This window comes from Shimia sediminis, assembly GCF_003990645.1.
Lineage (GTDB): Bacteria > Pseudomonadota > Alphaproteobacteria > Rhodobacterales > Rhodobacteraceae > Shimia > Shimia sediminis.
Window position 1 is genome coordinate 723,145 of the sequence record NZ_RYZK01000001.1, and the last position, 21,958, is coordinate 745,102.

The 21,958-nt window shown below is 58.8% G+C and carries 19 protein-coding genes and 1 pseudogene; 12 read left to right on the top strand and 8 right to left on the bottom strand.

Annotation, left to right across the window (positions count from 1 at the left end):
* Nucleotides 1-9: 9 nt before the first annotated feature.
* Together EK369_RS03665 and EK369_RS03670 are read right to left on the bottom strand one after the other, a co-directional pair.
* Nucleotides 10-924 (bottom strand): TRAP transporter small permease subunit, encoded by a 915-nt coding sequence (locus tag EK369_RS03665; RefSeq protein ID WP_127112306.1) that lies wholly within the window; start codon nt 922-924, stop codon nt 10-12.
* A 113-nt stretch (nt 925-1,037) separates the two neighbouring features.
* Nucleotides 1,038-2,117, bottom strand: a complete 1,080-nt coding sequence (locus EK369_RS03670) for a TRAP transporter substrate-binding protein (protein ID WP_127112307.1) — start codon at nt 2,115-2,117, stop codon at nt 1,038-1,040.
* A gap of 245 nt (nt 2,118-2,362) precedes the next feature.
* Here EK369_RS03670 and EK369_RS03675 point away from each other — a divergent pair, with 245 nt between their 5' ends.
* The 10 genes and pseudogenes from EK369_RS03675 to EK369_RS03715 all read left to right on the top strand — a co-directional run bounded on the left by EK369_RS03675 (nt 2,363) and on the right by EK369_RS03715 (nt 10,539).
* Nucleotides 2,363-3,787, top strand: coding sequence for a cache domain-containing protein (locus tag EK369_RS03675; RefSeq protein ID WP_127112308.1), 1,425 nt, complete (start codon nt 2,363-2,365; stop codon nt 3,785-3,787).
* Nucleotides 3,784-4,428, top strand: a complete 645-nt coding sequence (locus tag EK369_RS03680; RefSeq protein ID WP_127112309.1) for a response regulator transcription factor — start codon at nt 3,784-3,786, stop codon at nt 4,426-4,428. Before EK369_RS03675 ends, EK369_RS03680 begins: the two co-directional genes overlap by 4 nt.
* A gap of 196 nt (nt 4,429-4,624) precedes the next feature.
* Nucleotides 4,625-4,879 (top strand): hypothetical protein, encoded by a 255-nt coding sequence (locus EK369_RS03685; RefSeq protein ID WP_127112310.1) that lies wholly within the window; start codon nt 4,625-4,627, stop codon nt 4,877-4,879.
* A 413-nt stretch (nt 4,880-5,292) separates the two neighbouring features.
* Complete coding sequence (locus EK369_RS03690; RefSeq protein ID WP_127112311.1) at nt 5,293-7,047, top strand: acetolactate synthase 3 large subunit; 1,755 nt, start codon at nt 5,293-5,295, stop codon at nt 7,045-7,047.
* 11 nt (nt 7,048-7,058) lie between these two features.
* Nucleotides 7,059-7,622 carry an acetolactate synthase small subunit gene (gene ilvN / locus EK369_RS03695; RefSeq protein ID WP_127112312.1) on the top strand — a complete coding sequence of 188 codons (564 nt, stop codon included), beginning with the start codon at nt 7,059-7,061 and terminating at the stop codon, nt 7,620-7,622.
* A 140-nt stretch (nt 7,623-7,762) separates the two neighbouring features.
* Entirely contained in the window at nt 7,763-8,074 is a 312-nt protein-coding gene (locus EK369_RS03700) for a hypothetical protein (protein WP_127112313.1), read from the top strand.
* 246 nt (nt 8,075-8,320) lie between these two features.
* Nucleotides 8,321-8,473, top strand: a pseudogene (locus EK369_RS22335) (helix-turn-helix domain-containing protein); the annotation flags it as partial.
* A gap of 42 nt (nt 8,474-8,515) precedes the next feature.
* Nucleotides 8,516-9,079 carry an XRE family transcriptional regulator gene (locus EK369_RS03705; protein ID WP_306461203.1) on the top strand — a complete coding sequence of 188 codons (564 nt, stop codon included), beginning with the start codon at nt 8,516-8,518 and terminating at the stop codon, nt 9,077-9,079.
* A gap of 118 nt (nt 9,080-9,197) precedes the next feature.
* A complete protein-coding gene (locus tag EK369_RS03710; RefSeq protein ID WP_127112315.1) occupies nt 9,198-10,334 on the top strand; it encodes an aromatic ring-hydroxylating oxygenase subunit alpha in 1,137 nt (378 codons plus the stop codon).
* Nucleotides 10,324-10,539, top strand: coding sequence for a hypothetical protein (locus EK369_RS03715; protein ID WP_127112316.1), 216 nt, complete (start codon nt 10,324-10,326; stop codon nt 10,537-10,539). Before EK369_RS03710 ends, EK369_RS03715 begins: the two co-directional genes overlap by 11 nt.
* 3 nt (nt 10,540-10,542) lie before the next feature.
* Here EK369_RS03715 and EK369_RS03720 read toward each other — a convergent pair whose 3' ends face one another.
* The 3 genes from EK369_RS03720 to prfB form a co-directional block, all read right to left on the bottom strand.
* A complete protein-coding gene (locus EK369_RS03720; protein ID WP_127112317.1) occupies nt 10,543-11,355 on the bottom strand; it encodes a DUF2189 domain-containing protein in 813 nt (270 codons plus the stop codon).
* Between the two features lie 61 nt (nt 11,356-11,416).
* On the bottom strand, nt 11,417-12,832 hold the full coding sequence (locus EK369_RS03725) for an amidase (RefSeq protein ID WP_127112318.1): 1,416 nt from the start codon (nt 12,830-12,832) through the stop codon (nt 11,417-11,419).
* A gap of 130 nt (nt 12,833-12,962) precedes the next feature.
* Nucleotides 12,963-14,090 (bottom strand): peptide chain release factor 2, encoded by a 1,128-nt coding sequence (gene prfB, locus EK369_RS03730; protein ID WP_127112524.1) that lies wholly within the window; start codon nt 14,088-14,090, stop codon nt 12,963-12,965.
* Nucleotides 14,091-14,252: 162 nt separating this feature from the next.
* Here prfB and EK369_RS03735 point away from each other — a divergent pair, with 162 nt between their 5' ends.
* On the top strand, nt 14,253-15,341 hold the full coding sequence (locus EK369_RS03735) for a sugar-transfer associated ATP-grasp domain-containing protein (protein ID WP_127112319.1): 1,089 nt from the start codon (nt 14,253-14,255) through the stop codon (nt 15,339-15,341).
* A gap of 29 nt (nt 15,342-15,370) precedes the next feature.
* Here EK369_RS03735 and EK369_RS03740 read toward each other — a convergent pair whose 3' ends face one another.
* The 3 genes from EK369_RS03740 to EK369_RS03750 all read right to left on the bottom strand — a co-directional run bounded on the left by EK369_RS03740 (nt 15,371) and on the right by EK369_RS03750 (nt 20,572).
* On the bottom strand, nt 15,371-17,926 hold the full coding sequence (locus EK369_RS03740; protein WP_127112320.1) for a penicillin-binding protein 1A: 2,556 nt from the start codon (nt 17,924-17,926) through the stop codon (nt 15,371-15,373).
* A gap of 148 nt (nt 17,927-18,074) precedes the next feature.
* Nucleotides 18,075-19,295, bottom strand: a complete 1,221-nt coding sequence (locus EK369_RS03745) for an N-acetylmuramoyl-L-alanine amidase (protein WP_127112321.1) — start codon at nt 19,293-19,295, stop codon at nt 18,075-18,077.
* Nucleotides 19,296-19,420: 125 nt separating this feature from the next.
* On the bottom strand, nt 19,421-20,572 hold the full coding sequence (locus tag EK369_RS03750) for a pyridoxal phosphate-dependent aminotransferase (protein ID WP_127112322.1): 1,152 nt from the start codon (nt 20,570-20,572) through the stop codon (nt 19,421-19,423).
* Between the two features lie 22 nt (nt 20,573-20,594).
* On the opposite strand from EK369_RS03750, the gene EK369_RS03755 reads away from it, so the two are divergent.
* Complete coding sequence (locus tag EK369_RS03755) at nt 20,595-21,956, top strand: M48 family metalloprotease (RefSeq protein WP_235871335.1); 1,362 nt, start codon at nt 20,595-20,597, stop codon at nt 21,954-21,956.
* The last annotated feature ends 2 nt before the right edge of the window (nt 21,957-21,958 follow it).

Consider the following 21,958-nt stretch of genomic DNA (forward strand, 5'->3'; position numbering starts at 1 on the left):
CCCCTTAACTCAGTGTGTGCCTTCATAGGCTTCTTCGCCCTCGCCGAGGCTGTCACGGTCGAGATACTTGCCTTCGCTTGCCTGTCCTTCTTTGCGCTCGAGGTACGAACGGTAGAAGAAAGCAATCGAATGCAGGAAGACCATGCCGGCAAAGGCAACGAGAAGAACCTTGAAGAGGAAGTAGGCGTTGAACCCGTTCGGCGAGAAGCCGATGGTTTCGACATTCCATTTCAGAATGCGCGCCTTTTTCATGAGAAGTTCGATTTTGTCGGACGCGGACACCTTGGGTGTGATCAAGTGGCGCCACATGAAGTACCAGCCATACATCCAGGTCAGAACCGCGGCGGGCATCATGAAGACCATGGCGCCAAACATGTCGACGGTCCGCTTGGCCCGGAAGCTGATCGCGGAATAGACGAGGTCAACACGCACGTGTCCGCCCTGGACAAAGGTGTATGTGGCACAAAGCGACACGATCATCGCATTGTAGAGTTTCAGCTCTTCCGCCCACCAGCTGACGTCATGGGTCAGAAAGTCGACGTTATAAATCAGCGAAATCTCCGCAACGGTGAAAATCCGCTGCATGAAGACGATGACGATCTGCTGCAGCACCATCAAGAGCCCGGCCCATGCAAAGAAGCGCCCAACCGTGTTGGCAAACCCTTCGAGCACCCGCACACAGCCCCACATGAAGCTGTTGCGCCACAGGCCGATGGCCGTGATGATCAGGAACGTGGTGAAGACCACAAAAAAGAACTCAGTCGAGCCGCCGTAGTAGACAAAGCGCATCAGCGCCTGTTTGTCCTCGGTCGTCTCCAGACCGCCGATCCAGCTGAGCCACTGGCCCGGATGCGTGATCGCGTATCCTGCGTTGATGAAGGCCTGGCCTATATTGCTAAAGATCCAGACAAGTGCGTCTAGCATTGCCCCCACATCCCTCTGTTCGTTTCAGGAAATATCTGCGCCACCGCCGCGCGCTTTCGCAAAGGGCCCCCCGATTGGTGCGGGAGGCCCCTGTTTTTTGAACCGGTCGCGGGTTAACCCATGATACGGTCGCGTTGGGTGCGATAGACACCTTCCGACTTAACCAGCCAGCCCGACGATGCGCGCATGGAGGTTTCTACCGAGCCACGGATCTTGGCGAACAGCTCGTCGTCCATGTAGCTGTCCATGGTCTCTTTCGAGGCCGCACCCATGGCATCCCAAACGCTGTCCGGGAATTCGAGAGTTTTGACGCCACCAGCCTGAAGACGCTGCAGGGCTGCACCGTTGTTGTTCAGGAACTGAGCCAGGTTCCACTGGTGCGATGCAGCAGCGGCGGTCTCAATGATCTTCTGATGCGCAGGCGACAGCGAGTCATAGACTTCGCGGTTGGTTGCCAGCGACAGGCCTGCACCCGGCTCGTGGAAGCCCGCAGTGTAGTAGAACTTGGTGATTTCCTGGAAACCGGCTTTTTCGTCCGCCCAGGGGCCGATCCACTCGGTACCGTCGATGGCACCGGATGCCAGCGCCTGATACACTTCCGAACCCGGAAGGTTCTGGACAGATGCGCCCATTTTACCAAGCGCCTGACCACCAAGGCCGGGCATACGGAACTTCAGGCCTTGGAAATCTTCCGGACCGGTGATCTCTTTCGAGAACCAGCCACCAGCCTGTGCACCGGTGTTACCCGCCAGGAACGATTTCAGGCCGAAGATTTCGCCCAGTTCGTCATGCAGCTCGTGGCCTTCACCATGGTAGTACCAGTTCACCAGTTCCTGAGCGGTCATGCCGAAAGGCACAGCGGTGAAATAGGCATAGCCCGGGTGCTGGCTGACAAAGTAGTAGTCGGCCGCGTGGTACATGTCAGCCTGACCGGCGGTCACGGCGTCAAACACTTCGAACGCACCAACCAATTCGCCGGCTGCCTTGATGTCAACGGTCAGCTGGCCGTCCGACATCGCGGTGATTGTGTCTGCAGCATACTGAGCCGCATCAAACACACCCGCCAGACCACGACCCCATGAGGTCACCATGGTCAGGGTGCGCTTGCCTTGCGCATAAGCCGGAGCCGCCAGAGTGGTGGCTGCGGCTGCGCCGCCCAGAGCAGAGGTCTTTAGAAAAGAACGACGATCCATATAGGTAATCCTCCCAGAATTAGTTCGGTCCGAATGCCTTTTGGCAGCCGGACGGATCGTTGCAAGTGTCGTGAGGTTAGCTTTGGCCATGCAATCTGGGAATACCAAGTACTACGTATTCTCATGCCTCGGTGGCAGTTTTTCTGACCAATTTCTCCGTATTACTGCGTAATTTGACCGGAAAGACGGTGAAATCCATCAATCGACGCTATGATTCGCAGCGAATCCACTTTAACGAATCAACAATGCGCCGACTATTTTCGCTGTTCAGCCTGTCTTATGGGCAAAAGCTGTTTTTGCTTGCCACCGTGCCGCTCATCCTGGCGGTGGCGGCGATTGCGGTTCTGGTGGCCAACCAATCCCGCCAGCTGGCCGAGCGCGAAATCAAGGCACTGGAAATCCAGCTGATCGAAGCCAAAAAAGCCGAGCTGAAGAATTACATCTCGATTGCCCGGACCGCTTTCGTGAACATCTACGGCCGCGCGGCACCGGATGACGAAGAGGCCAAGCTGGTGGTCACCCAGATCCTATCGTCGATGATCTACGGGCAGGATGGGTATTTCTTTGTCTTCGACTATGAGGGCAACAACCTTGTCAGCCCGCGCCAGACCTATTTGATCGGCAAGAACTGGACGGGGCTGACAGACCTCAACGACACTCCCATCACTGACGACTTGATCCGCATTGCCCGTGAGGGCGGCGGCTATCATACCTATGACTGGCCGAAACCGTCTTCGCTCGAGACCGCGCGCATCGTCACTTATGTGGTTGGGCTTCAGGATTGGCGATGGGCGATTGGTACAGGCGTCTTTATCGATGATGTGCTGGAAACCGTGGCCTCGTCGCGGGCCGAAGTTGAGGCGCGGGTACAGCGGACTTCGGTCTATATTCTTGCGATCACCGTCGCGGCGCTGGTGCTGGTCTTTATGTCGGGGATGGTCATCACCATTCGCGAACGTCGCCTAGCTGACGCCAAGCTGAAGGAACTGACCCAGCGGGTGTTCGACGCGCAGGAAGAAGAACGCGGGCGCGTTGCGCGCGAGTTGCACGACGGCATCAGCCAGCTTCTTGTTGGGGTTCGCTACGCGCTGGACAGTGCCCGGCGGCGACTGCTGGCGGGCGATCAACGCGGCAGTGACATGCTGGACAAGGGCATCGAGCACCTGTCCGGCGCCATTCAGGAAGTCCGACGCATCAGCCGCGACCTGCGCCCTGGGGTTCTGGATGACCTGGGTCTTGGCCCTGCCCTCAAAGCGCTGACCGATGACTTTGCCACCCGCACCGGCATCGAGGTGGACTTTCACACCGTGGTGTTCCGCAATCGCCTGGATCAGGACGCCAAGATCGCGCTTTACCGGATCGCCCAAGAGGCTCTGACAAACATCGAACGTCACGCGGGCGCCACCAAGGTCACCATTGATGTGCGCGGCCACAAGAAGGGTGCGACCTTGCGCATTGCAGATGATGGCAAGGGGCTGGGTCCGGACAAACCCACGCAGCCCGGTTCGGGTCTGGGGCTGCGCAACATGCAGGAACGTGTGGAACAGCTTGAGGGCACTTTGCGCATCTTCTCGTCCCGCTCGGGAACGGTTATCGTGGCAGACGTGCCGCTCAGCCACATGCTGCAACCCGAGGAACTTTCATCCGACAACAGAAAGGCCAGCGCATGAATGACCCTGTTACAGTCGTGATTGTAGACGACCACCCCATGGTGGCCGAAGGTATCCAATCCATTCTGGAGAGCTATGACGACATTTCAGTTGTGGCGACGTTGACAAACGGGCGCGAGGCGGTCGAGCAGATGACCGGCCTGCGCCCCGACGTGGTGCTCATGGATCTGAATATGCCCGAGATTGGCGGGTTGACCGCCACCGAGATGCTGTTGGAGGCCAATCCGGAAACACGTATCCTGATCCTGTCGATGCATGACAGCCCTGAATACATCTCGACCGCCCTCAGTCATGGGGCGCGGGGCTATGTGCTGAAAGATGTTCCCACGGAAGAGATCAAGATCGCCATCGACACGGTGATGCGCGGGGAACGCTATCTTTGCACCGGCGCCAAGGGGTCGTTGGAGCCGTCTGAAGACGGTATGCGCGAAAGCCTGACCACGCGAGAGCAGACGGTTCTGTTGCAACTGGCGCAGGGAAAATCCAACAAAGAGGTGGCCAATACGCTGAATATCTCGGTGCGCACTGTGGAAACCCATCGCAAGAACATCAAACGCAAACTGGGGATCAGCTCGACCGCGGGTCTCACGCGCTACGCCCTGGAACACGGCGTGATTCAAGGAACAGGTGTTGGGCTGTAAGTCACAACGCAGGGGGGCTCCCGCCCGCGCAGCGCCGCATCAAAGATGCAACGCACCCGGTTGGGCATGGCTCAGCAAGCTGAGCCTGATTGAGGGGCTTTGCCCCTCTTGACCCCAAAAGGGTCAATTCACCCCAGGATATTTGGGGCCATTGAGAAAAGGGGCGTCATTATCTGTCGCTGATGGCTTCGCTAAAATGGGCCTGAGCGCAATCTTTATCCATCGCGCGAAACACGCGCGGGCCATGGGGGTGATCAAGGGGCGCTCAGACCCTGCCCTTGGGCAGGCGATTCAACGCAGGCTCGAGGCTGGCAAAGAGGACCTCCAAGTCTTCAAAACCGATATCGAACGAGCCTGGCGCTGGGGAGCCTTCAGATCGACACCAGACCAGACTTCGACCAACCTGACCGCCACCGTATCCCGGCGCAGAAAGGCGTCGTTGTCGGCTTGAAAGCCCAAATCGAATCCCAAAACATCACGACAAGGACGAATTTTCCGCGAATATATCTGAGCACCGGACAAAAAGTATGTTGTGAGTCAGGCGCATTCCCCACCGCATTTTGTCGCATGTTGCCCAATACGCGAGCGCCAGCGCAACTTTTGCAAAGAAATGTGGGTAATAACGACATTTTCTGAGATTATTTCATGCTGCACTGCAGATTTCCCTGTTGACGCCCCCGCGTCCCCTGAATAATGTCCGCGCACGCATTTGAAAGGAGCCCATCGTGGCACAGCTGATCGTCGTGGTAGGAAAATGGCACATGGGCCGGTAACGGACTCCATAATGGAACCCATGTGCCCCCGTCAGATGATCGGGGGCTTTTTTATGCGTACTAAATTGTGACGTTGTAAACGGAGAGACAGATGACACGTCAGATGACCGGAGCGAGAATGGTAGTTCAGGCCCTCAAGGATCAGGGTGTGGATACGGTATTCGGATACCCCGGCGGGGCTGTCCTACCGATTTATGACGAGATTTTTCAGCAGAACGATATTCGCCACATTCTGGTGCGCCACGAGCAAGGTGCTGTGCACGCGGCCGAAGGGTACGCCCGTTCGACAGGCAAGGTGGGCGTTGCGCTCGTGACCTCGGGTCCCGGCGCGACCAATGCGGTGACCGGCCTGACGGATGCCTTGCTGGACTCGATCCCTATTGTTGTGCTGTCTGGCCAGGTGCCGACATTCATGATCGGCTCGGACGCCTTTCAGGAGGCGGACACCGTGGGCATCACCCGCCCCTGCACCAAACACAACTGGCTGGCAAAAGAAACCGAGAGCCTGTCGGCGACCATTCATGAGGCGTTCCACGTGGCACGCTCGGGTCGTCCGGGGCCGGTTCTGGTGGACATCCCCAAGGATGTGCAATTTGCCAGCGCCGACTACACCCCGCCCCAGGCTGCCAAGACCTCGCACTATCAGCCGCAGTTGAAGGGCGATATCGAGGCCATCACGGAACTGGTCGAGGCGCTGGAAAAAGCCGAGCGCCCGGTGTTTTACACCGGTGGTGGCGTGATCAACTCTGGTCCCGCGGCATCGCAGTTGTTGCGCGAACTGGTCGATACCACCGGTATTCCGATCACCTCGACCCTGATGGGATTGGGGGCCTATCCTGCTTCGGGCAAGAACTGGCTGGGCATGCTCGGCATGCACGGGCTTTACGAGGCCAACATGGCGATGCATGGCTGTGATCTGATGATCAACGTGGGCGCGCGGTTTGACGACCGTATCACCGGGCTGATCGAGGCGTTTTCGCCCAAGTCGAAAAAGGTTCACATCGATATTGATCCATCGTCGATCAACAAGGTCATCAAGACCGATATCCCGATTGTAGGCGATGTTGGCCACGTGTTGGAGGACATCCTCAAGGTCTGGAAGGCCCGCGGACGCAAGACCAACAAGGAAGGTCTGGCCAAGTGGAATGCCCAAATCGACAAATGGCGCGAGACCGACTGCCTGAGTTTCAAGCAAGAAGGCAAGATCATCAAACCGCAGTACGCATTGCAGCGGCTTGAGGCGCTGACCAAGGATCATGACCGTTACATTTGTACCGAAGTGGGTCAGCACCAGATGTGGGCGGCGCAGTACCTCGGGTTTGAAGACCCCAACCGCTGGATGACCTCCGGGGGTCTGGGCACGATGGGCTATGGTTTCCCGGCGTCGATCGGGGTGCAGATGGCGCATCGCGATGCCTTGGTCATCAACGTTGCGGGCGAAGCTTCGTGGTTGATGAACATGCAAGAGATGGGTACCGCGGTTCAGTTCCGCCTGCCGGTAAAACAGTTCATCCTGAACAACGAACGTCTGGGCATGGTGCGCCAGTGGCAGGAGCTTTTGCACGGCGAACGTTATTCGCATTCCTGGTCCGAGGCCCTGCCCGATTTCGTCAAACTCGCCGAGGCCTTTGGCGCCAAGGGCATCTATTGCGACAATCCTGACGATCTGGATGACGCGATCATGGAGATGATCAACCATGACGGCCCGGTGATCTTTGATTGCCTCGTGGAAAAGCATGAAAACTGTTTCCCGATGATCCCGTCGGGCAAACCGCACAATGAAATGCTTCTGGGCGAAGCTTCGACGCAAGGCGCGATCGAAGCTGGCGGCGCGGTTCTGGTGTAAGGATAAGAAAGATGGCTGCTCTAAAAATCAAAAAAGGCTCGAACAAGCACTCTGCCTACAACCTGCGCCCCAACTTTTCGGATGTGCAGGAAGCCCATACGCTGGCGGTTGTTGTCGACAACGAACCCGGTGTTCTGGCGCGTGTCATCGGCCTGTTTTCGGGTCGTGGTTACAACATTGAAAGCCTGACCGTGGCCGAGATTGACCACACCGGGCACCAATCGCGGATCACAGTCGTGACCAAGGGCACCCCGCAGGTGATTGAACAGATCAAGGCACAGCTGGGTCGGATTGTGCCTGTGCACGAAGTGCATGACCTGACGGTTGATGGTCCGGCGGTTGAACGGGAACTGGGCCTGTTCAAAGTGACCGGAGCCGGTGACAAGCGGGTCGAGGCCCTGCGGCTGGCCGACATCTTTCGCGCCAATGTGGTCGACAGCACGCTGGAAAGCTTTGTGTTTGAAATCACCGGCGCGCCTGAGAAGATTGACGCCTTTGCTGAATTGATGCGCCCCTTGGGCCTGGTTGAAGTTGCTCGCACTGGGGTCGCGGCGCTGTCACGCGGCTCGGCATAGAGCCAGAAAATCGAGACACGAAAAAGGGGGCTCAGCGCCCCCTTTTTTTTGGTTCAGACAGCGACCAATTCTCTGTCCGCTCTCTCGGGTCGTTTCCGGGCAAACGGGATTACATCTGCCGAGCACATCGGCCCGGCCTGATGCTGCGTGACCCGAATGGGCTGAGCAGGTTGGGCAACGTCCTGGAGTTGCTCGGCCAGACCTACATAAGCGCCCTGTTCAATCCGCTTTGGGTTGTGAGCGTATCGCAGGTGTTTTTCCTGCTGCAGGTCGAATTGAACCAAATCCCCCGCATCAAGATCCACCGTGTCAAAACACGCGTCATCTCCGCCATTAAAAAAGGCCAAATCCCCGTGATCCTCGCACCAGATCACAGCCTTGTTATCAGTATTATCACTCCACAGAACCACGCCAAGCATCTGACTTATAACTCCTTTTTGCCCTCGTCTTGAGTGTTCCAAAAGAAATCAAAACTGCACATGGAAATTTGGGCGTCGACCGGCATCAAATTGTGTCGACAATTGAATGTCTTGGTGCCAAACTGCATCACAGTGGCGCTGAACAGCGTCATGAGGGAGATTTACCAGTGACACATGCGCGCTTTGCGCGAAACGACAACCCACTTCCAACCGGAGAGTGCATTGAAAAACCCGGCGGAAACCGCAGAAAATCAACCTTCACCAGCGGAACTCAGAAAGATGTTCGGCGCGAATCTACGCATTCTTGCGGATCGATACCCTTCTGTATCCCAATTGTGTCGCGAACTCGGGATCAACCGCACACAATTTAATCGGTATTTGTCGGGTGAAAGTTTTCCGAGGCCTGACGTTCTGCATCGGATTTGTCTGTTTTTTGATGTCGACGCACGGATTTTGCTTGAGCCTATTAACCATTTGACGACTGAACGCGGCGTTCTTAATCATCCTCTGATTGCTGACTATGTCGGCACGGGCATGACCGACATTCCGCAGGATGTCTTTCCCGATGGGTTCTACCGGTTTTCACGCCTCAGCTTTACCGAAGCGGATCTGATTATCATTGGCCTCGTCTATGTTTACCGGCGCGACAAGCATACCTTTATCCGCGGCTATGAGGCCAAAGAGGCGATGCGCCAACAGGGTCTGCCAACCGACCCGCAAACCCGCGAGTTTCGCGGAGTGGCGCTGCCGCAGGAAGACGGTATTGCCGCATTGGTTTCGCACAAGAACACCATGGCGACCTCGTTCAACTATCTCAGCCGGGTTGCGTCATTCCAAAACCATTATTGGATCGGCTACGCCACACGCACAGTTCGTGAAACGGTGACGGGTTGCCGGGCTGCACGCCTGGTTTATGAGCATCTAGGCTCTGATACGGGCGTTGTGCTTGATGCCGCGCGGTCGGTCGGGTTCTGTACGCCGGACGAGTTGATCCCCTATCACCGCAAGCTCTTGCAGCTGGACCGCCCCTTCGCCTGACGTCACTTCGCCCCGGGGCGATGCGTTCCGGTGTCGGGAATCGCCATGTCGAGTCGCAGTTCTGCAATTGACTGAGCTGATTTCGACTATGCTCCGAGTCGGCAAACAGGAGCGAACAATGACAGTCAGCAACCTTTCGGGTGTACGCCGCCCTATCGAGAACGCCCAGGGGCTCGGCAATGAGTGGTACACAAGCGAGACCAGTTTCGAGATCGAAAAGGCCGCTGTTCTGAAGGCGACCTGGGCCGGCCTGGCTGTGGCCGCCGATGTCCCCGAGCCGGGTGACGCCATTCCGATCAGCTTTCTCGGCATGCCTCTGCTGCTGATCCGTGACAAAGAGGGGGTGGTACGGGTATTCTACAACACCTGCCGCCACCGCGGCATGATCTTGGTCGAGGAACCCCGCAAGATCGAGGGCGCCATTCGCTGCCCCTATCACTCGTGGTGTTATGCCACCGACGGGCGTCTGGTAACCACGCCACATGTGGGTGGACCGGGTCAGAACACACACGAGGCCATGCCCCGCAACGAACTTGGGCTGATCGAAGTGCGCAGCCACATCTGGCGCGACGTGGTCTTTGTAAACATCTCAGGTGACGCCCCTGCCTTTGAAGAGGTGCACGCGCATCTCTTGAGCCGCTGGGCCGAAGTCGACAAGCCCCTCTACCACGGGGGAAAGGACAGCAAGTTCACCCTCGCCGTCTCAACAAACTGGAAACTGGCGGTCGAGAACTTCTGCGAGGCGTACCACTTGCCCTGGGTTCACCCGGGGCTGAACAGCTATTCGCGGCTTGAAGATCATTACAACATCAATGAAATCGGCCTGTATTCCGGTCAGGGAACTCTGGTCTATCAACAGATCAAGGGTGATGACGGCACCGTCTTTCCGGATTTCGCCGATCTGCCGGCAAAGTGGGACGATGGCGCAGAATACATTGCGGTCTACCCCAATGTTCTCTTGGGGGCGCAGCGCGACCATGCCTTTGCGATTATTCTGGAACCGCAGTCGCTGGACAAAACGGTCGAGCACATTCACCTCTACTATTCAACACCGGAAACCGACGACGCCTTGCGCGCCAAAAACGCCGAACAATGGCGGGTGGTGTTTGAAGAGGACATCTTTGTTGTTGAGGGCATGCAGCGCGGCCGGCATGCAGCGGGCTTTGACGGCGGGCGGTTTTCACCCGCCATGGACGGGCCAACACATTGCTTTCACGACTGGGTAGCCAGGCGCCTGCAAAGCCATGCTGAGTGACCTGGATCGGCGCCTGTTGGCCGCGCATGCTGCGGCCGACACACCCGCCCTGGTTTCATTGTATGCGCAAGCCGCCGAGGCGAGTGATGATCAAACAGCCTGCGGTTTCTACCTGACGCAGGCTTATGTCTATGCTTTAGAAATCGGCGCGCCCCAACGCCATGTTCTGCATGAGCGGCTGAAAGCACTGGGTCGCGAGGAATAGCGATCACGCCGGAGCAGCATCGCCTGTGTCGGTTGCCTCTACCTCTCCTGCCGCTTTCATCAGGGAATAGAGGTGCCATGTCGCGTGTCCCAACAGCGGAAGAACGACGAACAGACCCAGGAACCCGGGCAGCAGTGAAAGGAATGTCAGCCCCGACACCATTGCCGCCCAAAAAAGCATGGGCACAAAGTTGTTCGACACGGTTTGAAAGCTGGTGATCATTGCCGTCACGAAATCCACTTCGCGGTCCAGCAAGAGTGGCAGCGAAATCACCGTGATCATGTAAAGCAACAGCGCAAACAGCGCACCAACAACGGTTCCCACCAAGAGCATCATCAGGCCATTTCCGGTCAGATACACTTCGAATGACGTTGACACGTTCGTCATGGTTGAAAGCCCGAGAAAGAGGGCAAAAATCATGTGGGCGAGGAAGAACCAAAACAGAAAGACAATGATGATCACCGCGCAGATCGACGGCAACTGGCGTTTGCTTTGTCGCCCGACCACGCCAAAAATGGCGTAGATGTCCATCGCCCGCCCCTGCTCAAGCCGTCGCGAGACTTCATAGAGTCCAACCGCTGCAAAGGGTCCGATCAATGGGAACCCGATGGCGGCAAAGACCAGCCAATAGGTCTGACCGGTTTCAACCGTCAGCCATGCCAGCAGCCAACCGCCGATCACATAAAACAGCGAAAACACAACCCCATAGCCCGGCCGCGCGAGAAAATCTTTCCAGCCACGCGCCAAGGCTTGCCGCAACATTGCGAAGGTCACATCCCCCAGCGGGGGTACGCCCAGTTCAGGCTTATCCGGCATCCATCCCTCCCAAAACGCATGTCGTCGCTTTTGGTGATAAGACCCGCTGCGTGCGAACAAATCAACCGTTCTGAATATGTGGCTTTGTCTTTTCTGGCCAATTCGTCGCGCGATGCCAGGTTTCCGCCCAATTGAGCAGGTCCAGATCACGCCCATTGGCCGTGAACAGCTGCACGCCCATGGGCAACCCGGTGTTGCCGAACCCCACCGGGAGGCTGATGGCGGGCACACCTGCTAAACTGACCGGCACCACAACTTCCATCCAGCGATGATAGGTGTCCATCTCTTTGCCATTGATCTCACGCGGCCAATCCCATTCAGCCGGAAAGGGCCAGACCTGCGCCACCGGAAGCGCCAGGGCGTCATAGTCCTGCAACAGGCCTGCGAGCGTCTCATACCAACGCGAGCGCAGGGTCGTGGCCCGATTGATCGCCGAAATGTCCAAGGCCATTCCACGCTCGATCTCCCAACGCGCGGCTGGTTTCAGGGCGTCTCGCGTTTGTGCATCTTCATATAGCGGGCCGAGTTCTGACGAAATGGCCCAGTGACGCAAAGTGGTCCAGCTTTCCCACAAATCCTCTGCCGAAAATGGAGGGTCCAATGTGTCTATTTTGCCTCCGGAACCCTGCAAGGCCTCTTGGCACAGCTCCAGAATTCCAGGTTCCATGTCATAGGCACCGCCCCAATCGCCCAGCCAGCCAACGCGCAACCCCTGCCAAGACTCTGGCGGGTCCATTGTCCAGTCCTGCGCAGGTACATTGTGGGGCACCAAAGGGTTGGGGGCAGCAATCACCGACATCATCAAGGCCAGATCCCTTGGGCTGCGTGCCATAGGGCCCGAGGTCGACAGTTGCTGCAAGCATGTCTCGCCTCCGGGCTCACGCGGCACCACACCCCAGCCGGGACGAAAGCCATAGACGTTACAATACGCCGCCGGGTTGCGCAGGCTGCCCATCATGTCAGAGCCATCCGCCAGCGCCACCATCCGCGTCGCCAGTGCCGCCGCCGCCCCTCCCGAAGACCCGCCAGCGGTGCGCGAGGGGTCATAAGGGTTTCGCGTCACCCCAAACACCGGGTTGTAACTGTGCGATCCCAGCCCAAACTCTGGCACATTGGTCTTGCCGACAAAGATCACCCCCGCGGCCCGCAATCGCGCCACCATGGTTTCATCTTCTTCAGGGACGTCATCGGCAAAAAGCGGCGAGCCGTTCGAACACACCACACCCGCAAGCACGGCCAGATCCTTCACCGCAAAGGGCAAGCCATGCAGCGCGCCTCTTTGCTGCAACGGCACCGCATCCGCCGCCCGGGCCTCGGCCATCAGGCCTTCGCGAGCGCGCAAAGACACAACGGCATTGATCTCAGTGTTCACCGCCTCGATCTGCGCCAAAGTCGATGCCATCAACCCTTCACAGGTGATCTCGCCCGACTGCAGCGCCGCCAGTTGCCCTGTGGCATCCCTCTCAAGAATATCCATGAACCCCCTCCTCTTTCGAAGATCAGGCTACAAAACCAGAGGGCACACACAAGCCCTCTCTTTCTTGTGTCAAAAGTATTGTGGGGGAAGTAACCCCAAACAGGGTCGAGGGGGCAGCGCCCCAGAACGCCTAGTCTTCGGCCTGTGCGTCGGCGCGGCTCTTGCCTGCCACGTCCATTGCCAGCGTCGCCGCCATGAACCCGTCCAGATCACCGTCCAACACACCCTTGGTGTCCGAGGTCTCGTGATTGGTCCGTAGGTCTTTCACCATCTGGTAGGGTTGCAGCACGTACGATCGGATCTGGTTGCCCCATCCGGCGTCACCCGCATTCTCATGCACCTCGTTGACCAGGGCTGAACGCTTATCCAACTCGATCTGATACAACCGCGATTTCAGCGCCTTCATGGCAATGTCGCGGTTCTGGTGCTGAGATTTTTCGGAACTTGTGGTCACAATCCCCGTCGGCATGTGGGTGATCCGAACGGCCGAGTCCGTGGTGTTCACGTGCTGACCGCCCGCACCCGACGACCGGTAGGTGTCGATGCGAATGTCGGCGGGGTTCACCTCGATCTCGATATTGTCGTCAACAACCGGATAAACCTTGACCGAGGTGAAAGACGTATGCCGCTTGGCCGCGCTGTCAAAGGGCGAAATCCGCACCAAACGGTGCACACCGCTTTCAGACTTTAGCCAGCCATAGGCATTGTGCCCGGAAATCTTGTAAGCCGCCGACTTGATGCCCGCCTCTTCGCCTGCGGTCTCGGACTGCAACTCGACCTTGTACCCCTTTTTCTCGGCCCAGCGGACATACATCCGCGCCAGCATCGAGGCCCAGTCACAGCTTTCGGTGCCACCCGCGCCCGAGTTGATCTCGAGAAAGGTATCGTTGCCGTCCGCTTCCCCGTCCAGCAGCGCCTCAAGCTCTTTTTCAGCTGCCTTCTCTGCCAGGCTGGTCAACGCCTCTTCGGCGTCCTTGATAACCTCGTCATCCTCTTCCATCTCGCCCAGTTCGATCAGCTCGATATTGTCGTTCATATCGGTCTGGATAGAGGTCACCGTCTCGATGGCATCCACCAGCATCTGCCGGTCGCGCATCAGCTTTTGCGCCGCTTCGGGATCGTTCCACAGGTCAGGATCTTCCACCCGTGCATTGAATTCCTCCAGACGAAACGTTGCTGTCTCCCAATCCAGGCGTTGGCGCAACAGCTCCAGGGAATTCTCGATTCTGGCAACGGTGTTCTGAGCTTCAGCGCGCATCGGACGGGTCCATTCGAATTGGGTCAGACTTGGGTGATAAACCACGCCCAAGGTGGGGGCAAGACAGCAGTGGTGCAATCGCGGGCATTTGCGCGCCCAGCAACTTGACTTCCATTGCCGGACATTCGTTACTTGCCCGATAACAAGCCACCGAGCCTTTTGATGTCCCTGATTGATCACCCTCTCGCCCAATCTGCCATGCTGCCTTTTGAGCGGGCACATCGGGTCTATGACGTGCTCAAGTACCACCGTCGGCAGGGAAATGAGGCGCGCGCAAAATATGCCAACCTTGTGTCGCGCGATCCGTCGCGATCCCTGTCACCAGCAAAACTGGCCGAGATCGATGCCTACGCGCGCGACACCTTTGGCAGCACCTATTATGCCCCCTGGCTGGTCACCTATGCGGCGTTTAGCCGGGGATTTCATCCGGGGTGTATTCCGGACAATTACATCGGCATCTACATGCTGAAACACGTGGTGGGAGACTGGAGGCAAAGGCTTGGGCGCATTCACCAGAGGCGTGTGCTCGACACGGAACTTCTCCCTGAAATCCTGCGGTGCGAAAACGGACGCCTGTTGCGCCCCGACGACACAGAGGTCGGCCTGGATCAGGCGTCAGATATTCTGTTTCAGGACAGTGATCGCGCCTTTCTGAAACTTGCCAACACCAACCAGGGTCGCGGTATCCGCGTGCTGCGCCGGTCCGAGTTTCACCCCGACATGTTGCCCATAGGCAAGGACTATGTGATTCAGCGCGCTTTGCAGCAGGATCCTGACCTCGACCGTTTTTGCGCTGGCGCGGCGTCAAACGTGCGCCTGACCACTGTGATCAAATCGGGCCGCGCCGAAACCCGCGAGATGCGCATCCGGTTTGTGCGTGAAAACGAAGAGTTCATCAACGCGACAAGCGACATCAGCCTCTCGATCAACAAGGACACAGGCGCGTTCTTTGCCCAAGGCGGGATGCGCGACTGGACGTTGATCGATCGGCATCCGGATTCCGGAGAGGTTTTTGCCGGCAATACGCTCACCCATTTTGCCGCCATGCAATCCGCCTGCGAAGCACTGCATGAAAAGGTGCCGGGCGTCGGCTGGCTGGGGTGGGATCTCTGCCCCATGGCCAACGGTAAATTTGCCATCATGGAAGTGAATGCAGGTCACTCCGATCTCAAGTTTGCCGAAGCCATGCATGGCCCCAACTTCGCCGATATGGGCTGGGAAAACCTGCATCGGGAGCATTCGATTTTCTGATGGCGCTGCACGGTGCGGACGGCGTTGAGTTAGTACAACCCACCTGAGCTGATGGTGCCAAAGCTCGCTTTTGGACCAACGATGGTGGTTTCTCCTGACGAGGTTGTGACCTGCGTGCCGGTGTTGTGCTGCACCTCATCAAACAATGGCAGGTTCGACCCCATGGCGAAACCGCCGTCAAAGGTGATGCCAAAGACCGGCTCTTCCCCATCCCGGAAGTATTCAGCCACGACGTTCGAACCCGAAGCATCATTCTCAAGACGAGCTCCCGAAAAGCGATCGATCTTGATGAAGTGTCCGCCCGGAGGCACACGGAACTTGCCGCCACCGTATTTCTTGATGGCTTCGCTCATGAACTCCTGAAACACCGGCCCACAGGTGGTGCCGCCATAGGCCCCCCGCCCCAGCGGGCGCGGACGGTCATGACCAATGTAACAGCCCGCCACGACGGTGCTCGAGAATCCCACGAACCACACATCCTTGGCCTCGTTGGTTGTGCCGGTCTTTCCGGCAATCGGCACCGGCAGCTTGATCTGGCTTGACGCCGTCCCGCGCGTCACCACGCCCTGCATCATCGAGGTCAGCTGATAGGCCGTCACCGCGTCCATCACCCGCTCGCGGTTTGTCACGATGCGTGGGCCACGGTTGGTGGCAATGTCCGAACGGTCACAATCGGTACACTCGCGCTGGTCATGGCGATAGATCGTCTTGCCATAGCGGTCCTGCACCCGGTCCACCAGCGTCGGCTCCACCCGCTCTCCGCCATTGGCAAACATCGCGTAGGCCGCAACCATCTGGAACAATGTGGTTTCTTCCGACCCCAGTGAGTTGGCAAGAAACTGCCCCATATTATCGTAGACGCCAAAACGTTCGGCATAGTCGGCCACAACTTCCATGCCGACCTCTTGTGCCAGACGAATGGTCATCAGGTTTCGGCTCATCTCGATACCCGTCCGCAGCGGCGTAGGGCCGTAGAACTTGTTGGTCGAGTTGCGCGGACGCCAGACACCCTGAGGCGTGTCGATCTCGATCGGCGCGTCGATCACGATGGTCGCCGGGCTATATCCGCTGTCCAGCGCCGAAGCATAGACAAAAGGTTTGAACGACGATCCCGGCTGCCGCTTGGCCTGGGTGGCGCGGTTGAACACTGAGTCCTGATAGGAAAAGCCCCCCTGCATGGCGATCACGCGGCCGTTGTTGACGTCCATCGCCATAAAGCCGCCCTGTACCTCGGGCACCTGACGCAGCGACCAGCGCACGAACGCACCGCCGTCATCCTCGGTGATCGCGCGCACCAGAACCACATCGCCCACATCTACCAGATCACCGGCAACCTTGGCCTTGTTGCCACGGCTTCCGTCTTCGCGCAGCTTACGCGCCCAGGTGACGTCCTTGGCCGGGATCCAATGCCCGTCCTCGTCATCGTCAACGCCTTCGATCCCGATCTGCGCATCGTTCTTGCCAACCCGCAGCACAACCGCCGGGTACCACTGCCCTTCCAGATCGACATCCCGAGGCACTTCCAAGGCTCCCAGCGCCTCGCGCCAGGCAGCTTCATCCGCAAGCTGCTCTGAGGTCAAGGTCAGTCCGGTGCCGCGCCACAGCCCCTGCGCACGGTCGTATTTCTCCAGCGCATGACGCAGCGCGCGGGCCGCGATTTCCTGCATCTCCGGATCGATTGTCGCCCGAACGGTCATCCCGCCGGTAAAGAACTCTTCTTCCCCGAAATCGACACTCAGCTGGCGACGAATTTCATCGGTAAAGTAGTCGCGTGGCGGCAAGGACCCTTTGAAACTGCCAAAGTCTCCGTTTTGCACCGACTTCAAAGGCAGCGCCTTTTCTGACTCGTAGGTTGCTTGGGTGATATAGCCGTTTTCAGCCATCTCCCGCAGCACAAAGTTGCGGCGGTCCAACAGCCTTTCCTTGCGCCGCACCGGGTGGAAATCCGACGGCGCCTTGGGCATCGAAGCCAATGTTGCTGCCTCGTGCGGGGCCAAATCGCTCAGCGACTTGTTGAAATAGGTCTGCGCCGCAGCCGCCACCCCGTAAGAGTTCTGCCCCAGGAAGATCTCGTTCATGTAGAGCTCAAGGATCTGATCCTTGCTCAGGGTTTCCTCGACCCGCGTTGCGAGAATGATCTCTTTGATCTTGCGTTCAATCCTGCGGTCACCGGACAACAGGAAGTTCTTCATCACCTGCTGCGTGATGGTCGAGGCCCCGCGCACGTTCTGCCCGCGCGATTGAACCGCCTCAACAGCGGCCGCCGCGATACCGCGCGCATCATAGCCCGAGTGGTGGTAAAAGTTCTTGTCTTCCGCCGAGATAAACGCCTGTTTCACCAGGTCCGGAATCTGGTCCGAGGGTACAAACAAACGCCGCTCACGGGCGAACTCGTCGATGATGCGACCTTCGTTAGAGTAAATTCGGCTGATTGTCGGTGGCTTATACTGCGCAAGGCTCTCGTGGCTGGGCAATTCCCGGCCATACATCCAGAACACGGCCCCGATCGACAGGGCAACCACGGCAAGACCCATCGTCACAAAGGTGAAGATCGTCCCGAAAAAGGATAGAATGGCTCTCAGCACGTTTTGCCCCCGGTCTGTCAAAGACCCGTCAAGAATCCCAAGCAACCCCTTTCGGGGCCACGCATGTGTTCTCTATATCTGCCCTCGCCCAGAGGGTCAAAACACATCGCCGCCAGTTGTGCGCGCCTTCTTGCTTGTTTCAGGGGCGCTACTGGCGCACCAGATCGCGCAGAATCCGATCTTCATCACGCCATTTCAACAGGCCATCGCGAATGCCGGCCACCATCACGGCGCGCCAGTTGGGATCCTGCAGGCGGGTGAGGTCCTTGTGTGACGACAGGAACCCGACCTCGATCAGGATCGACGGAATGTCCGCAGCTTTCAGCACGGAAAAACCGGCCTGCCGCAAGGGTTTCTTGTTCAGGGTCCCACTGGCCTCGCGGATCGTGTGCACCACCGATTCCGCCAAAAGATTTGTGCGCGGTTGGGTTTCAAGCCGCGCAAGGTCCAGCAACACGTCTGCCACACCATCGTCAGCGCCGGTCAGATCGACACCCGCAAGGATATCCGCGCGGTCATGCCGTTCGGCCATTTGGGCAGAGGCTGCGTCCGAAGCTTCCTCAGACAGGGTGTAGACCGTCGCCCCTGTCGCGTGGCCCTGCTGCAGTGCATCCGCATGAAGCGAAATGAACACGTCCGCGCCCGCCTCATGGGCAATCGACACGCGCCGCTCCAGCGAAACAAACACATCCTCATCCCGCGTCAGGATCACCTCAAAGCTGCCGGTCCGTCGCAAGGCATCCCGCAACTCGCGCGCCAGGATCAGCATCAGCTCTTTTTCCTGCGCGCCGTCCCGTTCCGCTCCGGGATCAATACCGCCGTGGCCAGGGTCCAGCACCACGATGATCGGCGCCCAATCGGGGCGTTCCTCGCGTTTTGGCGCAACCTGGGCCGGGTCCGGCAGATCCCAGCGCGAATCCCGCGGGGCGCCTGCCTTGGCGGCGTAGTCTTCGGCGCTCGCGCGCACCAGCTTCAGGGTCAGTTTTGCCTGCCCGGTCTCGTCGTCCAATGCCATGCTGGCCTCGCTCAGCAAAAGACTGTCTTCTAGGTCCAGCACCATGCGGCTCCAGCCGGGGCGGAACTGCCCCACTCTGACCGCGCCAACACCCTCGGCCTGACCCAGTTCGAGCACATCAAATCCGGACCAATCCACTTCGCGGAAGTCCAGCACCATCCGGCGCGGCTCATCCAGCTGAAACACCCGCCACGGCACCCCTTGCGACAAGCCAAGCTCTAACGAGACACTGCCCCGCCAGCCTTCGCTCAGGCGGCTGCCGTCCGCCGCTACGCGCGCCAGACCGCTCAACTCTTGCGCAGCCGAAACCGAGGCCACCCACATCGCGGCCAGAAATACAAAAATCCTGCTCATAGCCCTGTCCATCCGGGTCTTTTGATCAGTCTACCCGACCCCGAGACCCCGAACCACCCCTTGCTTCTTTTGGCTCGAAACATCCTGAGAGATTTGACCCCTTAGGGGTCAAGGCGGCAACGCCCCTAAATCGCGCCGCGTGCCGCCATGAACCGCCTTAGCCGTTCCAGCCCTTCGGCAATATCCTCGGTGGCCCGCGCATAAGAGAACCGCAAAGTGGTTGCGCCGCGCACAGGGTCAAAGTCCAACCCCGGCGTCACCGCCACCCCGGCCTCATCCAGAATCTCCCGCGCAAAGGCGCGGCTGTCCTGCGTATATTTGCTGACATCCACATAGACGTAAAACGCGCCGTCCGGAGGTGCAAACCGATCAAACCCGGCCTTTGGCAAACCTTCGATCATCAACGCCCGGTTCTTGCGATAGACCGCCATATTGGCTTCAAGCTCATCGCCGCAGTCCATCGCTGCCAAAGCGGCCACCTGGCTGGCGTGCGGCGGGCAAATGAACATGTTCTGCGCCAGCCGTTCGATCAGACGGACGTGATCCTCGGGCACCACCATCCAGCCGACCCGCCAGCCGGTCATCGAGAAATACTTGGAGAACGAGTTGATGACATAGGCGTCATCGGTGATCTCCAGCGCCGTCACCGCCTTGGCCTCGTATTCGATACCATGGTAGATTTCATCGCTGATAAACGCCGCGCCCTTGGCCGCTGTCGCCTCATAAAGCGCCTGCATCGCGGGGCGGTCGAGCATGGTGCCGGTCGGGTTGGCAGGTGAGGCCACCATCAGCCCCTGCACATCCATTTTTGCAAAATCAGACGGCACCGGCTGCAACCGGTTGGCCTCGGAGGTCTGCAAATCAACGGGTTCCAGCGACAGCGCCTTGAGAATTTGCCGGTACGATGGATAGCCCGGTGCCCCGATGGCCACCCGATCGCCTGCCTCGAACAGCGCCGTAAACGCCAGCAAAAAAGCGCCCGACGACCCCGGCGTGACGATGACGCGGGCCGGATCAAGATCAACATTGTACCACTCACCATATAGTCGCGCGATACGGGCGCGCAGAGCCGGGAGGCCCAGAGCCACGGTATATCCCAGGGCATCCGTCTGCATCGCTTTGGCAAGTGCATCCTGCGCACCACGCGGTGCAGGCGTGCCGGGCTGGCCCACTTCCATGTGGATGATATGTCGCCCCTCGGCCTCGGCCTGGCGGGCGGCTTCCATGACGTCCATCACAATAAAGGGATCGACCTCGGCGCGTCTTGAGTTCCGCATGTTTTTCGTTCCTATTGGCCCCATGATCTTTCAGCGCGAAATGACGGCGGCGTCAATCCATCCTTTTCGGCCTTTGGCCGCGATTGTACTGGTGACGCTGTTGCTGTGCACCGCCCTGCCCGCGCGCGCGGCCTCGCTGATCCGTGACCCCGATATCGAATACGCGCTGGCGCGGTTGGCTGAACCGGTTCTGACCGCTGCCGGGCTGGGTCAGAACGTGCGTATTCTGGTGGTGAACGATCCCAGTCTCAATGCCTTTGTCATTGATGGTCAACACATCTATATCCACCTCGGCATGCTGATGAAGCTGGGCAGCCCCGAGATGCTGCAGGCTGTCATCGCCCATGAGGCGGCGCATATCACCAATGGCCATATCACCCGGCGGCATCTCAATCTGGACTATGCCCGCACCGCTGCGGGGTTAGGCACGGCGCTGGCGTTGGCGGTGGCGGCGGCCACCGGGCGCGGCGACGCCGCGGCGGGTCTGGCGCTGGGGTCGCAGTCGGCGGCGATGCGTAATTTCCTTGCCCATACACGCGCCGAAGAGGCGGCGGCGGACCAATCCGGCGTACGGTACATGGCGCGCAGCGGCATTGACCCGCAGGGCGCGGTTGCGGTGCACGAGATTTTTCGCGGGCAGGAGCTGTTGAACACATCGCGGCAGGATCCTTATGTGAGATCCCACCCGCTGACCCGGGACCGGATGCGAGCGATGCAGAATTTTGTCAACAATTACAAAGGCAAAACCACGGAAAGACCCGAGGACGCCTATTGGTTCGCCCGCGCACGCGGCAAGGCCTCGGCCTTTACCCGCTCTGCGAAATGGACATTGGGACAGGCCAGCAACAGCCCGACCGAAGACATTCGCGCCATGCGCGAGGCGGCGGCCTATCTGAAGCTTTCGGATGCGGGATCGGCCGTGGCGCGCATCAATCGGGCCATTGAATTGCGCCCGAATGACCCCTTTTATTATGAGTTGAAAGGGCAAATTCTGTTGGAATCCCGGAGGTTTAACGAGGCGGTTACCGCCTATGAACGCGCGGTCGAACTGGCCCCGCGCAATGCGCTGTGCATGGCAGGTCTGGGTCGGGCGCTGCTGGCGGCGGGACGTCACAAAGAGGCGCTGGACGTATTGGAAAAGGCGCGGGCACGGGATTTCCGCAATGGTCGGCTGCTGCGTGACCTGGGGCAGGCCTATGCAACGAACGGACAGAACGGCATGGCGTCGTTGTCGACGGCAGAACGCTATGCCCTGGCGGGGCGGTTGCGGGACGCAGAAATTCATGCCCGCCGCGCCTCGGGCCTTTTGCCACGTGGATCAAGCGCGTGGCGTCGGGCAGAAGATATCATGACCGCCGCGGAACGCGCGGCAAAACGAAATTAGTA

What these genes read in the sequence shown, in the direction of transcription:
- EK369_RS03665 (WP_127112306.1), bottom strand. Translation starts at nt 924, where the DNA reads ATGCTAGACGCACTTGTCTGGATCTTTAGCAATATAGGCCAGGCCTTC.
- EK369_RS03670 (WP_127112307.1), bottom strand. Translation starts at nt 2,117, where the DNA reads ATGGATCGTCGTTCTTTTCTAAAGACCTCTGCTCTGGGCGGCGCAGCC.
- EK369_RS03675 (WP_127112308.1), top strand. Translation starts at nt 2,363, where the DNA reads ATGCGCCGACTATTTTCGCTGTTCAGCCTGTCTTATGGGCAAAAGCTG.
- EK369_RS03680 (WP_127112309.1), top strand. Translation starts at nt 3,784, where the DNA reads ATGAATGACCCTGTTACAGTCGTGATTGTAGACGACCACCCCATGGTG.
- EK369_RS03685 (WP_127112310.1), top strand. Translation starts at nt 4,625, where the DNA reads ATGGGCCTGAGCGCAATCTTTATCCATCGCGCGAAACACGCGCGGGCC.
- EK369_RS03690 (WP_127112311.1), top strand. Translation starts at nt 5,293, where the DNA reads ATGACACGTCAGATGACCGGAGCGAGAATGGTAGTTCAGGCCCTCAAG.
- ilvN (WP_127112312.1), top strand. Translation starts at nt 7,059, where the DNA reads ATGGCTGCTCTAAAAATCAAAAAAGGCTCGAACAAGCACTCTGCCTAC.
- EK369_RS03700 (WP_127112313.1), top strand. Translation starts at nt 7,763, where the DNA reads ATGCTGCGTGACCCGAATGGGCTGAGCAGGTTGGGCAACGTCCTGGAG.
- EK369_RS03710 (WP_127112315.1), top strand. Translation starts at nt 9,198, where the DNA reads ATGACAGTCAGCAACCTTTCGGGTGTACGCCGCCCTATCGAGAACGCC.
- EK369_RS03715 (WP_127112316.1), top strand. Translation starts at nt 10,324, where the DNA reads ATGCTGAGTGACCTGGATCGGCGCCTGTTGGCCGCGCATGCTGCGGCC.
- EK369_RS03720 (WP_127112317.1), bottom strand. Translation starts at nt 11,355, where the DNA reads ATGCCGGATAAGCCTGAACTGGGCGTACCCCCGCTGGGGGATGTGACC.
- EK369_RS03725 (WP_127112318.1), bottom strand. Translation starts at nt 12,832, where the DNA reads ATGGATATTCTTGAGAGGGATGCCACAGGGCAACTGGCGGCGCTGCAG.
- prfB (WP_127112524.1), bottom strand. Translation starts at nt 14,090, where the DNA reads ATGCGCGCTGAAGCTCAGAACACCGTTGCCAGAATCGAGAATTCCCTG.
- EK369_RS03735 (WP_127112319.1), top strand. Translation starts at nt 14,253, where the DNA reads ATGTCCCTGATTGATCACCCTCTCGCCCAATCTGCCATGCTGCCTTTT.
- EK369_RS03745 (WP_127112321.1), bottom strand. Translation starts at nt 19,295, where the DNA reads ATGAGCAGGATTTTTGTATTTCTGGCCGCGATGTGGGTGGCCTCGGTT.
- EK369_RS03750 (WP_127112322.1), bottom strand. Translation starts at nt 20,572, where the DNA reads ATGCGGAACTCAAGACGCGCCGAGGTCGATCCCTTTATTGTGATGGAC.
- EK369_RS03755 (WP_235871335.1), top strand. Translation starts at nt 20,595, where the DNA reads ATGATCTTTCAGCGCGAAATGACGGCGGCGTCAATCCATCCTTTTCGG.